Genomic DNA, 12064 nt, shown 5'->3' with positions numbered 1-12064 from the left:
TACAGTAAACAAAACCAGTCTCTTCAGCGGAAGGGGACTGGTTTTTCACGTATTAATCGCTCAACGGCTGGAATATCTGCTGGAGCCCATTTTAGGGAGGCTAGATTTTCTCTTTTAAGCCAAATAAGTTTGGAATGTTCCTTTGCTGCGGGTGTTCCCTCAGTAATCCTGCACTTAATGGTAATTAAATTAATCGTGAAGGTATCATATTCATGAGTGTGTTCATTGCAGATACTCTCCGCTTTAATCTTGCAGCCAAGCTCTTCAACTATTTCTCTTTCCAAGGCAGAGAAAAGACTTTCGTTCTTCTCCACTTTTCCGCCAGGGAATTCCCACATATTCGGGATTGTCATTTGTGGAGATCTTAAGGCGCAAAGTATTTCTTCCTTGTTATTTTCAATAATTGCCGCCACAACTTTTACTGTTTTTTTCATTAGACCCTCCTGTGAAACTTGTTTGTTGATTAATGATAACATGAGGACAGAAAAAAAGTTAAGGGCATGCACTAGGGATTTTAATCGCTTGATTTCCTGTATATACACTTAAACGAACCTTCGAATATCCATCTTGTTTAAGATGTTCGATACCAGTTTCTATCAATTGTTTTGAAATTCCATTTCCCCTAAATTCCTCTAACACAAACAATTCATAAATAAATGCATATATCTTTTCGGTAAATTGTTCTTTACTTTTTCCTATAAGAATTGAACCCATTAGATTATTACCTTCAGTTGCTATCAAATGATAGCTACCTTTCTGCAATAATGGTTCAATTAGTTGTTTGACTTTCTCATCTGACGGTTTTGCAGCGTCTAATGTACCATCGAATAATGCTTGTGGTGAAAGTGATAAAACCTTTTTATGCTCCAAATCGTTTGGTTTTCTAATTTCCATAAATCGAGTTCTCCTCTCCCAATATTTTTAAACCAATTGCCCGTTAATGACCTTTTAAGCGCTGAACCTAGATAGACGGAAACTATCATAAGTTTCTGCCATTTCAAATACAAATGATGTAGGCAGAAGCTCTTTTATAGTATGGAGAACTTGTCGATGTATTTTAAAGGTTACTTGAACGCTGTCCATCATTAACGATACGGAACATTTGTTCTAATTGCAATTATAGCAAGAACTGGGTTGGGTTTCAAATATTAACATTGTTCATTAACAGAGCTATTTTAATAAAAAAATATGCAATTCTTTGGAATGGTGAAATCTATCTTTTAAAAAGATGGCTAAGTGTAATTTATTGGAAAAAGCTTACGAAGACAAGAGGGCTGTCTGATTTGACTGGACACCCACCCGCAATTCGGTTAGTATCAGTACGAATGGAAAATCGTTAAGCTACGAATGATAACGAGAGAGACTGAAAAACAAGGAGATTTCAATGTACCCTACGTTCAAACCTTTTTTACAAAAAGCTTGGGAAAAATCAGGCTTTCAAACGCCCACGTCAATTCAAACGAGTGCTGTTCCGGTTATTTTGGAAGGCAGGGATTTGATGGCTGAATCCCCAACTGGAACGGGAAAAACACTGGCCTATTTGCTGCCGGTTCTTGATAAAATCAACCCGGAAAGCGGGAATGTCCAGGCGGTTGTTTTGGCATCGTCTCAGGAGCTCGTGATGCAAGTATATGGGGAATTCCAAAAATGGTCGGAAGCAAGTGGCATTCGCGGCGCTTCTTTTATCGGCGGAGCCAATCTGAAACGGCAATTGGAAAAAATCAAAAAACGTCCGCAGGTGATTTTCGGAACTCCGGGGCGGCTATTGGAACTGGTCAAACAAAAAAAGCTGAAGATGCATGAAGTGAAAACGATTGTTCTCGATGAAGCCGATCAGCTGCTCACCCGCGAACATGGCGGTTCAGTTCGCGAGATTATCAAGTCTACCCTCCGTGACAGGCAAGTTATTTTATTTTCCGCAACCCTTAAACCGGAAATTGAAGCGGCAGCAAAGGAATTTATGAAAGATCCTGAAGTGATTCGGATCAAAAAAGATGAAACGGTTGCCGCAGGAACGGTGGAACATCTTTATTTTGTCAGTGAAAAAAGGGACAAAATGAAACTGCTCGAAAAAATTGCCCGTCTCGAAGGGATTAAAGCGCTTGCTTTTATCAATGATATTGCCGAAGTTTCAGTCGCCGCCGCAAAGTTAAACTACAAAGAACTTTCAGTTGGACTGCTGCACAGCGAATTACCGAAAATGGAGCGCGAGAAAGCATTAAAAGCATTCCGAGATGGAAAAATCAAAATGCTGATCACAACAGATGTTGCTGCACGCGGCCTTGATATTCAAGGGGTTACCCATGTGGTTCATTTGGATTTTCCAAAAGACATCACCCAGTATGTCCACCGTTCCGGCCGAACAGGGAGGATGGGGGCAAACGGAATCGTTATTTCCCTCGTAACCGATCGCGAAGAACGAGAATTGAAGCGCTTTGCCCGCGAGTTGAATAGTTCCGTAAGCAAACGAATTTTTTACAAAGGGCAAATGACCGATCCGAACGAAAGATAGCTAGTCGTGCTGACTGGCTATTTCGTTTTTAGAGGATTCTTTTGCCTGGTTATCGAATGAGTAATAGAGTCTTTGTTAGGGGGAAATGAAAAATGGAAAGTCCAAAGCTGAAAAAATGGGGTGAACAGTGGCTTGAAGAAGCTACTATTGCGCAAATGCAACAAGCGATGGAGAGCGGGAAACTGACATCGAAGGATCTCGTCTTGATGTACCTAAACCGCATCGCTTTGTACGATCATCAAGTAAAATCGGTCTTGGAAATCAATCCCGATGCTTTACATAGTGCTGCTGCCCTTGATGCGGAGCGTCAGGCTTCCGGCTCGCGGGGCCCGCTTCATGGTATACCGGTATTGATCAAAGACAATATCGACACGTCTGATAAAATGCATACAAGTGCCGGGTCGCTTGCTTTAAAGGATTCTTTTGCGCAAAAGGATTCGTTTGTCGCTGAAAAATTGCGGGCTGCCGGAGCGGTGATTCTTGGGAAAACCAATATGACGGAGTGGGCCAATTTTATGACCGAAGGAATGCCAAGCGGCTACAGTTCAAGAGGCGGACAAACATTAAATCCGTATGGGCCGGGGAAATTTGATGTCGGCGGTTCAAGTGCGGGTTCAGGAGCGGCTGTTGCGGCCAATTTTGCTGCTGCAGCCGTTGGGACGGAAACATCTGGTTCGATTTTAAATCCGTCCGTCCAAAATTCGCTCGTCGGTATCAAGCCGACAGTCGGGTTGATCAGCCGCAGGGGGATCATTCCGATTGCCCACACCCAGGATACGGCCGGTCCGATGGCACGCACCGTAGCAGATGCGGCCAGTCTTTTAACCGCGTTAACAGGCAAGGATGCCAGCGACCCGGTCACCTTAACCAACCCGTTAAGCGAAACCGATTTTACGGTTTTTTTAAAAAAAGAAGGTTTGGAAGGAAAACGAATCGGTCTCGCCTGGGATGGCTTTTTTGAAAAAGTGGACAAAGAAAAGCGAGCGGTGTTGGAAGAGGTCTTGCCGATTTTAAAAAATTCCGGAGCGGAATGGGTTGGAAAGGTGGAAATTCCTTCGGCCGAAATCGACTGGAAATATGATGTGCTGACTTACGAATTTAAGCCGGATTTAAATGCATACTTAAGTCAACTGGCTCCTTCCGTTGCCATTCGCTCGTTGCAAGATTTGATCGAGTTTAATCATGAAAATGCTGAAGAAATGTTAAAATATGGACAAATTCAGTTGATCCGTTCCGAAGAAACGAGCGGTTCTTTAAAGGAACCGGCCTATATCGAGACGTTGGAATTTGATTTTTACCATGCGGCAGAGCAGGGAATTGATTTTGCTTTAGAAAAAGATCAATTGGATGTGCTTGTTTTTCCAAGCGATGAGGGATCGCACATTAGCGCAAAAGCGGGCTATCCATCAATTGCTGTTCCGGTTGGCTATACGAGTAACGGGAAACCGGTCGGAGTGACGTTTGCGGGCACGGCGTACAGCGAGCCCGTACTGATTGAAATTGCCTACGCGTTTGAACAGATAACGAAAGCCCGCAAAGCACCAAAGCTTGGTTCTGTGTGAAGCATAACGGGGCATGCTTTCATCCATACTATTTTTGAAAGGAGATGGTATGGATGGGAAGAACGAAATTAGGAAACCAAAATGCCCAGCGAAACAACAATGCGAAAAAAGGGAAAACAAGCTCTGAATTAGTTGAGTTTACGACAGGCGAAGACTACAAACGCAACCGCCCGCTTGATAAATAAGTGAAAAAGCCTCCCGGTTTGGGGGCTTTTTCACTTTTTAAGTTGGAATATCTCCGATCCTATCCGCGAAAATCCAAGGGATATCCGCGAAAAAGTTCGGTTTATCCGCGGAAATTTGAAATTTATCCGTGGAAAAATCCCGTTTATCCGCGAAAAAACCCCGTTTATCCGTATTTCGATCATTGGCCCCATCCAAAGAGGAGCCCGCGGCGGGTTATCCGCGAAAATCGAGGGAATATCCGCGAAAAAGTTCGGTTTATCCGTGGGAATTTGAAATTTATCCGTGGAAAAATCCCGTTTATCCGCGGAAAACCCTCATTTATCCGTATTTCGATCATTGGCCCCATCCAAAGAGGAGCCCGTGGCGGGTTATCCGCGAAAAAGTTCGGTTTATCCGCGGAAATTTGAAATTTATCCGTGAAAAAATCCCGTTTATCCGCGGAAAAACCCCATTTATCCGTATTTCGATCATTGCCTCATCCAAAGAGGAGCTCGCGGCGGGTTATCCGCGAAAATCGAGGGAATATCCGCGAAAAAGTTCGGTTTATCCGCGGAAATTTGAAATTTATCCGCGAAAAAACCCCGTTTAGCCGTATTTCGATCATTGCCTCATCCAAAGAGGAGCCCGCGGCGGGTTATCCGCGAAAATCGAGGGAATATCCGTGAAAAAGTTCGGTTTATCCGCGGAAATTTGAAATTTATCCGTGAAAAAATCCCGTTTATCCGCGGAAAAACCCCATTTATCCGTATTTCGATCATTGCCTCATCCAAAGAGGAGCCCGCGGCGGGTTATCCGCGAAAATCGAGGGAATATCCGCGAAAAAGTTCGGTTTATCCGCGGAAATTTGAAATTTATCCGTGAAAAAATCCCGTTTATCCGCGGAAAAACCCCATTTATCCGTATTTCGATCATTGCCTCATCCAAAGAGGAGCCCGCGGCGGGTTATCCGCGAAAATCGAGGGAATATCCGCGAAAAAGTTCGGTTTATCCGCGAAAATTTGAAATTTATCCGCGAAAAAATCCCGTTTATCCGTGGAAAAACCCCGTTTATCCGTATTTCGATCATTGGCCCCATCCAAAGAGGAACCCGCCACAGGTATCCGCGAATCCGCATGTTTTACCCGTATTTCCATTTTGATGAAAAAATCTTATTTCTAATCTATCTTGATCTGTTTCAATGGTTTTTTTGTCGGGCCTTCGATCACCTCACCCAAATAGGAATAGCGCGAACCGTGGCAAGGGCAGTCCCATGTTTTCTCAGCGTGGTTCCATTCCGTTTCACAGCCGAGATGGGTACAAGTGGTGTCCACAAGAAAAAGCTTGCCCGTTTCATCCTTGTAAGCGCCGGCCCGAAGACCTTGATACATCACAACCGAACCTTCCCCATTTTCGAGATCGTTAGGATCTTTCGGAACAAATTCTAGTTTTCCTTTTAGCAAATGGGCAGCCACATCCGCGTTGGTAGTAAGCAGATTTCGCAGACTTGGATCGGCATTGAAGCGCGATGGAGAATAAAGCTCCCGATAAGGATTTTCCCTTTCAAGGATCGTATCCGCCAGCAAATGGGCGGCCACCGTGCTTGTCGTCATACCCCATTTTTTAAAACCGGTTGCCAGCAAAATGTTCGGTTTGTTCTCGGTAATCGATCCGATGTATGGCAATTTGTCGAGCGTAACCAAGTCTTGAGCAGACCAGCGGTACGCATACTCCGAAATGCCAAAAACTTTTTCAGCAAAATCCTCCAATTCTTCATAATGCTTAATTGTATCCATGCCTTGGCCGGTCTTGTGATTTTCCCCGCCAATAATCAGCAAATTCCCATCCTCCATAGGGGTAGAGCGGATCGATCGAGTCGGACTGTCCGCGCTAATGTACATTCCACCCGGATAATCCTTCACGGTTTTGATGCCGATTGCATACGACCTTTCCGCGTACATCCGGGCAAAATACAAACCGGGAACATCATAGAATGGGAAGTGGGAGGCAATCACAACATGCCGACAAGTTACTTTGTGTCCGCTTCGTGTCACCACTTTTGGCAAACCATCAGCATCCTCAATATCTGCTGCAGTCGTATTTTCATAAACAGCACAGCCGGACGTTACTGCTTCATCGAGCAAATGCTTTAAATACTTTAATGGATGGAACCTTGCTTGATTTTCCATCACGATTGCTTTTTTATGTCAATTGCAAATGGAAGGTTGGCTGCAAGTCTTCCCTTTATTCCAAGCTTCTGATAGGCTTGCCATTCCGTATCGATTTTCCCCTTATCGTTATTCGTAACCGCGTATACATAAGCATCCTCATGAGCAAAATCGCAATCAATTTGGTGTTCAGCAACAAGTTTTTCAATAAACTTCAGCGCCACTATATGTGATTGGTAATAGAGCCTGGCCTTTTCTTCACCAAAATGCTGGATCAATTCATCATAAATCAAACCATGTTGGGCAGTGATTTTGGCCGTTGTGTGACCGGTCGTTCCATTTAAAACGCTTCCTGCCTCCAAAATGGCAACTTTTACTCCTTGTTTGGCTAAAAGATAGGCAGCGGTGATTCCGGTCATGCCAGCTCCGACGATGGCGACGTCCACTGTCAAATCTTTCTCCAACTTTTGAAACGAAGGCAATTCAATTTCCCGCCAGTAGGGTTTCGGAAACTGGGGAATTTTCCCTAAAGGGCTCACACACATTCCTCCTTGCAAAGATCATAGTTTATCTATACCCTATTTCTTTTTTCTATTTCCGCATAGTAATCCACTTTCTTAAGGTTTACGCCGACAAATGTTTCAAGGATCGACTGGCCACCGGCGATTGAGAGAATGAAGATCAAAACCAAAGCGATCTTTGGAAAAAGCAAGTACAAAAAGGCAAGAAAAATCGCGCTCCAAACGCCGGCACACCAATAGCATTTCAGCAGATAGCCAAACAGCGATTTGGGCACTTCTTTAGTTTTTGTTCCAGACGACGTTTCCACGTTGATTTTTTTCACAAAAGGCTTCCGGATAAATTCGGTTATTTTATCAAAAACGATCAAATGGGTGAGGCGGTAGCTTGCCAGAATGAACATCAGGTAGGTCAGCCACGTTATATCTTTCATTTCGTTTCTCCATTCTGAAAAATTATTTCTGTATCTCGTATATTTTGAACGATTTAGCAAAAATATATAGTCGGAGGAGGCGACAAAATGAAAAAAACTTTATTCATTTTTGTACTATTTGTTTTATCAATGGTTAGTATTCCAAAGGCTTCGTTTGCCCAGCAAATTTATACAGTCCAGCCGGGCGATTCGCTTTGGAAAATTGCTGTGCGCTATCAAGTGGGCATTTCGGAAATCATTCAAGCCAACCCGCAATTTAAAAATCCGAACTTAATTTATCCGGGTGAAAAAGTCAACATTCCAAACTATGACGCAATTAAAACGGTTGAAAATCAGGTAATCCAAATTGTCAATCAGGAGCGGGCGAAAAATGGGTTGCCAGCGCTTGCGGCGAATTGGGAGCTATCCCGAGTGGCCCGCTATAAGGCAAACGATATGCGCGATAAGAATTATTTTTCCCATACAAGCCCAACGTATGGCGATCCATTCACGATGATTAAAAACTTCGGAATTGCTTACCGGGCCGCCGGTGAAAACATTGCTGCCGGACAAACTTCTGCGCAAGAAGTCATGCGTGCGTGGATGAACAGTTCGGGCCACCGCGCCAATATTTTAAGCCGCAACTATACGCAAATCGGCGTTGGTTACTCAAAGGGCGGCACACAAAGATATTACTGGGTACAAATGTTTATTTCAAAATAACAGCGCATGGGAAAGGTCAGTCTCACAATGAGGCTGACCTTTTCTACGCCTTAAGACCGATCTGAAAATCAAGCTCTGGCTCGTTATGAACGACAAGAATTACAGGTAAGATGATACCAAGATAACGAAAGGAGGAAACAGAAATGAAAAAATTCGGTTTACTGGCTGCAGGAAGCATCGCCGCACTCGTCCTATTGGCAACGCTTGGCCCAATGATTGCTCTTACCGTTAGCTTGGTGATCCTTTACTTCATTGTTAAACAATTTTTAAAAGCAAAAACCGTGAAAGCGAGAATCGGTTATGGCATTCTCGGTTTCATTGTCCTTGTGGCATCGTTCCATAATGTTCCAGCCGTTTTCGGTGCCGCAGCAGCATATGTTCTTTACCTTGTTTATAAAAAATGGAATCGGAACAGCCGTGTGAAAAGCGAAAAGCACGATCCGTTTGTGAATTTTGAAAAACAATGGAACGATTTGAAAAATAGTTAATTTTAAAGGAGAGATAGAAAATGACGAAGTTGTTGACTAGAATGAAAAATGCAATTATGGCTGATTTGCACGAGGTTTTGGATCAAAAAGAAAGCAAAAATCCGATTGCACTGCTGAATCAATATTTGCGCGAATCGGAACTGGAAACTGAAAAAGTTGGCAAGCTATTGCAACGCCAATACACGTTAAAGGACGAATTTACCCGCGAATACCGTTCTGCCTTGGAATTGGCAGAGAAAAGACAGCATCAAGCAGAAATTGCCCAAAAGGCCGGGGAAATGGCGCTTTATGAATTCGCTGCTGCCGAGCAACGCCAATACGCTGAACGAGCTGAACGCTTAAACCAGGCAATTGAGCAAATGAACGGACAGCTGGCCGATTTGGAAAGAAAATATGAAGAAATGAAGCATAAGTTGAAAGATATGCAGATTCGCCGCTTGGAATTAATGGGGCGCGAAAATATTGCAAGGGTCAACAACCGGATCAATCAAGTGCTCGAATCGGCTGCTATTTCAGGAAAACCGTTTTCACGATTTAACGAAATTGAAACGTATCTTGATCGTTTAGAGGAAAAAGTAAATCAATCTTATTTGCGCAGTACGATCGACGGACGAATTGCCCAGCTTGAAAAAGAAATGCAATTTGACGAAAAAAGCAAGTCCATATCTTAGGTGAAACATGGTATTCTAATAAAGGGCGTAGTTTTCTACGCCTTTTAAATGGATGAAACGAGGGAGGGAAGAGCCGATGTTTAAAAATCTAAAGCACGATTATATGAGCTGGCTGATTTTGCTTGGCAGCATGGTGCTTTTACTCGATGTGTTTTTTTTCAACAAAGGTCTGATCTTCTCTCTCTTTCTTTCAGCAGGAATGATTTATTTAGGAAAACGAAAAGCGCGAAAAAAGAAGGGCAAACTCCTCTTTTGGGGCGGGATTTTTTTCTTCTTCGCCAGCCTCTTCAATATGTTGACTTTTAAATTTTTCTTAGTTGCCGTCATGATACATTTTATTATTCAGTATGGCAACTCAAAGAAAAAGCCACATACAATTACACCTATCCTGGTTGAACCGCAATCACAATCGGAAACAATTATCACGAGTAAGCCGCTGTTTGAAAATGTTCTCATTGGCCAGCTGAAAACCCCAAACCATGTATATGAATGGAATGATGTCAATATTTTGGCTTTTATTGGCGATACGATGATTGACTTAAGCTACACGGTATTTCCTAAAGGGGAAACAGTTATTTTTATCCGCAATCTAATTGGAAACATCCGAATCCTTATTCCTTATGAAATGGAAGTCAGTTTGAATCATTCCGTTATGGTCGGCTCCACCGATTTATTTGATTTTCATGATGTAAAAAAATTCAATCAAGTTTATCATGCGAAAACGCCTGGTTATGATCAAGCAGATCAAAAGGTTAAGATTCTCACCTCGCTGATTGTTGGAAATATTGAGGTGAGCCGAATATGAATACGATTCAGCGGCAAATTGTCTGGGGGGCAAGCTTTGCCTTTTTGCTTATCATCCTTTTTACAGCCGTTTTTTTCATTGTTTTCCCATTATCAAATTGGGCTGATTTATGGGATCGTCAATTTTGGGATATTCCGTTTGCCATATTTATTGTGGCCGCGAGCCTTGCCGTTGGAAGTATGGCAGGTGCTATTTCGGGCTATTTTTGGAAAAGGCAGCTCTCTTTTGTTGAACAAACTCTTAGAGAGCTGGAAGAAGGTACCCAAATCGACTTGAAAGAGGCGTCTCCCTTACAAGAAGTCCAAGCAATTGCCAATCGAATGGAAAAAATCAGCAGGCAAATGGCCGAACAGGCAAAACGATCCCAGCGCCTGGCGACAGAGAAAGTGCAGGATCAGGAGGCCAGAATTCAAGAAGTCATTTCACAGGAACGAAACCGCCTGGCCAGGGAGTTGCATGATTCCGTGAGCCAGCAGCTTTTTGCGGCATCAATGATGATGTCGGCGATTAATGAAACCCCGCTAAATCCTGATGAACCGCTTGCCAAGCAATTAAAAATGGTCGAAGCCATGATTCACCAGTCACAGCTTGAAATGCGTGCTTTGCTGCTACACCTTAGGCCGATTGCCTTGAAAAATAAATCGCTTCAGGAAGGTATTGACGAGCTGTTACGTGAGTTAGCAGCAAAGGTTTCGATGAACATCTCGTGGAAAGTGGAGGATTTTTCGCTTGATAAGGGAGTTGAAGACCATTTATTCCGAATTTTGCAGGAGTCTGTGTCCAATACGTTGAGACATTCGAAGGCCGCAAAGCTAGAGGTGCTTTTAATTAAACGAAACGACCTCGTCATTTTGCGGGTGGCAGATGATGGCGTTGGCTTCGAGCCAGAAGAAACGAAAGCGGGCGCCTACGGATTGCAAAATATGCATGAACGAGCGTTTGAAATTGGCGGTACGCTGAAAATCATTAGTGTGAAAAACAAAGGAACCCGTATGGAAGTAAAGGTTCCGCTCGTTAAGAATGGGGATGGTGCAAAATGATTCGTGTCGTATTGGTTGATGATCATGAAATGGTAAGAATCGGTGTTTCTGCTTATTTATCGGCCCAGCCCGACATTGAAGTGGCTGGTGAAGCAAGCGATGGGGCAAAAGGAGTGGAATTGACCCTTGAACTCCGTCCCGATATTGTTTTAATGGATCTGGTTATGGACGGAATGGATGGGATTGAAGCGACGAAGAGGATCATTGACGCGTGGCCTGAGGCGAAAATTATTATTGTCACAAGCTTTTTAGATGATGAAAAAGTGTATCCGGCGCTTGAAGCTGGCGCAACAAGCTATATTTTGAAGACATCTAAGGCAAGTGAAATTGCCGAAGCGATCCGCGCTACATACAAGGGTCAATCTGTCCTTGAGCCAGAAGTGACCGGAAAAATGATGCGGAAAATGCGCCAGCAAACACAGCACCTTCCCCACGACGAACTGACGAGCCGCGAATTGGAGATATTGCTGTTAATGGCAGAAGGCAAATCCAATCAGGACATCGCCGATGAGCTATTCATCGCCTTAAAAACGGTGAAAACCCATGTGAGCAATATTTTAAGCAAACTCCAGGTCCAGGATCGAACCCAGGCAGTCATCTATGCATTTAAACATTCTTTAATCAAATAGCAACACAGCAGCCTTTTGATAGGGGGCTGCTTTTTAATAGTGTAAGACGTCGAATCCGCGGTGAAGTACGTCAAATTGTTAAGAAAAGACGTCGAATCCGAGGTGAAGTGCGTCGAATTGTTATGAAAAGACGTCGAATCCGCAGTGAAATGCGTCGAATTGTTGCGAAAAGACGTCGAATCCGAGGTAAAGTACGTCGAATTGTTGTGAAAAGACGTCGAATCCGAGGTGAAGTACGTCGAATTGTTGCGAAAAGACGTCGAATCCGCAGCTGAACACCTCGAATTTGCAGCCAAACACCTCGAATCCGTGGCTAAACACGTTGAATTTCTAGATCTGCACCGATTCTTGCGATCTTGAGAAGTGAAAATTT

13 protein-coding genes and 1 pseudogene are annotated in these 12064 nt (G+C 43.5%); 10 read left to right on the top strand and 4 right to left on the bottom strand.

The features are described from left to right. Positions 1-23: 23 nt before the first annotated feature. Both ACQYAD_RS01920 and ACQYAD_RS01915 read right to left on the bottom strand, forming a co-directional pair. A complete protein-coding gene (locus tag ACQYAD_RS01920; RefSeq protein ID WP_430234960.1) occupies positions 24-434 on the bottom strand; it encodes a (deoxy)nucleoside triphosphate pyrophosphohydrolase in 411 nt (136 codons plus the stop codon). A gap of 58 nt (positions 435-492) precedes the next feature. Beyond that, positions 493-894 carry a GNAT family N-acetyltransferase gene (locus ACQYAD_RS01915; protein ID WP_430234958.1) on the bottom strand — a complete coding sequence of 134 codons (402 nt, stop codon included), beginning with the start codon at positions 892-894 and terminating at the stop codon, positions 493-495. A gap of 490 nt (positions 895-1384) precedes the next feature. On the opposite strand from ACQYAD_RS01915, the gene ACQYAD_RS01910 reads away from it, so the two are divergent. The 4 genes from ACQYAD_RS01910 to ACQYAD_RS01895 all read left to right on the top strand — a co-directional run bounded on the left by ACQYAD_RS01910 (position 1385) and on the right by ACQYAD_RS01895 (position 4849). Beyond that, positions 1385-2512: a DEAD/DEAH box helicase gene (locus ACQYAD_RS01910; protein ID WP_430234956.1), complete on the top strand. Its 1128-nt coding sequence runs from the start codon at positions 1385-1387 to the stop codon at positions 2510-2512. Between the two features lie 92 nt (positions 2513-2604). Next, positions 2605-4074, top strand: a complete 1470-nt coding sequence (locus ACQYAD_RS01905; RefSeq protein ID WP_430234954.1) for an amidase family protein — start codon at positions 2605-2607, stop codon at positions 4072-4074. Between the two features lie 53 nt (positions 4075-4127). After that, on the top strand, positions 4128-4259 hold the full coding sequence (locus tag ACQYAD_RS01900) for a hypothetical protein (RefSeq protein ID WP_430234952.1): 132 nt from the start codon (positions 4128-4130) through the stop codon (positions 4257-4259). 128 nt (positions 4260-4387) lie between these two features. Next, entirely contained in the window at positions 4388-4849 is a 462-nt protein-coding gene (locus tag ACQYAD_RS01895; RefSeq protein ID WP_430234950.1) for a hypothetical protein, read from the top strand. 565 nt (positions 4850-5414) lie between these two features. Here ACQYAD_RS01895 and ACQYAD_RS01890 read toward each other — a convergent pair. Next, positions 5415-6949, bottom strand: a pseudogene (locus ACQYAD_RS01890) (FAD-dependent oxidoreductase). Between the two features lie 26 nt (positions 6950-6975). Continuing rightward, entirely contained in the window at positions 6976-7356 is a 381-nt protein-coding gene (locus ACQYAD_RS01885) for a DUF1360 domain-containing protein (RefSeq protein WP_430234948.1), read from the bottom strand. Positions 7357-7443: 87 nt separating this feature from the next. Between ACQYAD_RS01885 and safA the strand changes: the two genes are divergently transcribed. The 6 genes from safA (at position 7444) to ACQYAD_RS01855 (ending at position 11691) form a co-directional block, all read left to right on the top strand. Continuing rightward, positions 7444-8058, top strand: coding sequence for a SafA/ExsA family spore coat assembly protein (gene safA / locus ACQYAD_RS01880; protein ID WP_430234946.1), 615 nt, complete (start codon positions 7444-7446; stop codon positions 8056-8058). A 143-nt stretch (positions 8059-8201) separates the two neighbouring features. After that, positions 8202-8546: a flagellar basal body rod protein gene (locus ACQYAD_RS01875; protein WP_430234944.1), complete on the top strand. Its 345-nt coding sequence runs from the start codon at positions 8202-8204 to the stop codon at positions 8544-8546. A gap of 20 nt (positions 8547-8566) precedes the next feature. After that, positions 8567-9217, top strand: a complete 651-nt coding sequence (locus ACQYAD_RS01870; protein ID WP_430234942.1) for a PspA/IM30 family protein — start codon at positions 8567-8569, stop codon at positions 9215-9217. A 76-nt stretch (positions 9218-9293) separates the two neighbouring features. After that, positions 9294-10022 carry a cell wall-active antibiotics response protein LiaF gene (gene liaF / locus ACQYAD_RS01865; RefSeq protein ID WP_430234940.1) on the top strand — a complete coding sequence of 243 codons (729 nt, stop codon included), beginning with the start codon at positions 9294-9296 and terminating at the stop codon, positions 10020-10022. Next, a complete protein-coding gene (locus ACQYAD_RS01860) occupies positions 10019-11062 on the top strand; it encodes a sensor histidine kinase (RefSeq protein ID WP_430234938.1) in 1044 nt (347 codons plus the stop codon). The genes liaF and ACQYAD_RS01860 overlap by 4 nt, the downstream gene beginning before the upstream one ends. Next, positions 11059-11691 (top strand): response regulator, encoded by a 633-nt coding sequence (locus ACQYAD_RS01855; protein ID WP_430234936.1) that lies wholly within the window; start codon positions 11059-11061, stop codon positions 11689-11691. The genes ACQYAD_RS01860 and ACQYAD_RS01855 overlap by 4 nt, the downstream gene beginning before the upstream one ends. The last annotated feature ends 373 nt before the right edge of the window (positions 11692-12064 follow it).

Origin of the sequence: Neobacillus sp. SM06 (genome assembly GCF_050496765.1) — a bacterium.
GTDB lineage: Bacteria > Bacillota > Bacilli > Bacillales > Cytobacillaceae > JAEVLT01.
The sequence above is the reverse complement of the archived record's forward strand: the minus strand, read 5'-3'. Positions and strand labels throughout refer to the sequence as shown.

Excerpts from the sequence above, each read along its gene's own strand:
- ACQYAD_RS01920 (WP_430234960.1), bottom strand. The coding sequence starts at position 434 with ATGAAAAAAACAGTAAAAGTTGTGGCGGCAATTATTGAAAATAACAAG.
- ACQYAD_RS01915 (WP_430234958.1), bottom strand. The coding sequence starts at position 894 with ATGGAAATTAGAAAACCAAACGATTTGGAGCATAAAAAGGTTTTATCA.
- ACQYAD_RS01910 (WP_430234956.1), top strand. The coding sequence starts at position 1,385 with ATGTACCCTACGTTCAAACCTTTTTTACAAAAAGCTTGGGAAAAATCA.
- ACQYAD_RS01905 (WP_430234954.1), top strand. The coding sequence starts at position 2,605 with ATGGAAAGTCCAAAGCTGAAAAAATGGGGTGAACAGTGGCTTGAAGAA.
- ACQYAD_RS01900 (WP_430234952.1), top strand. The coding sequence starts at position 4,128 with ATGGGAAGAACGAAATTAGGAAACCAAAATGCCCAGCGAAACAACAAT.
- ACQYAD_RS01885 (WP_430234948.1), bottom strand. The coding sequence starts at position 7,356 with ATGAAAGATATAACGTGGCTGACCTACCTGATGTTCATTCTGGCAAGC.
- safA (WP_430234946.1), top strand. The coding sequence starts at position 7,444 with ATGAAAAAAACTTTATTCATTTTTGTACTATTTGTTTTATCAATGGTT.
- ACQYAD_RS01875 (WP_430234944.1), top strand. The coding sequence starts at position 8,202 with ATGAAAAAATTCGGTTTACTGGCTGCAGGAAGCATCGCCGCACTCGTC.
- ACQYAD_RS01870 (WP_430234942.1), top strand. The coding sequence starts at position 8,567 with ATGACGAAGTTGTTGACTAGAATGAAAAATGCAATTATGGCTGATTTG.
- liaF (WP_430234940.1), top strand. The coding sequence starts at position 9,294 with ATGTTTAAAAATCTAAAGCACGATTATATGAGCTGGCTGATTTTGCTT.
- ACQYAD_RS01860 (WP_430234938.1), top strand. The coding sequence starts at position 10,019 with ATGAATACGATTCAGCGGCAAATTGTCTGGGGGGCAAGCTTTGCCTTT.
- ACQYAD_RS01855 (WP_430234936.1), top strand. The coding sequence starts at position 11,059 with ATGATTCGTGTCGTATTGGTTGATGATCATGAAATGGTAAGAATCGGT.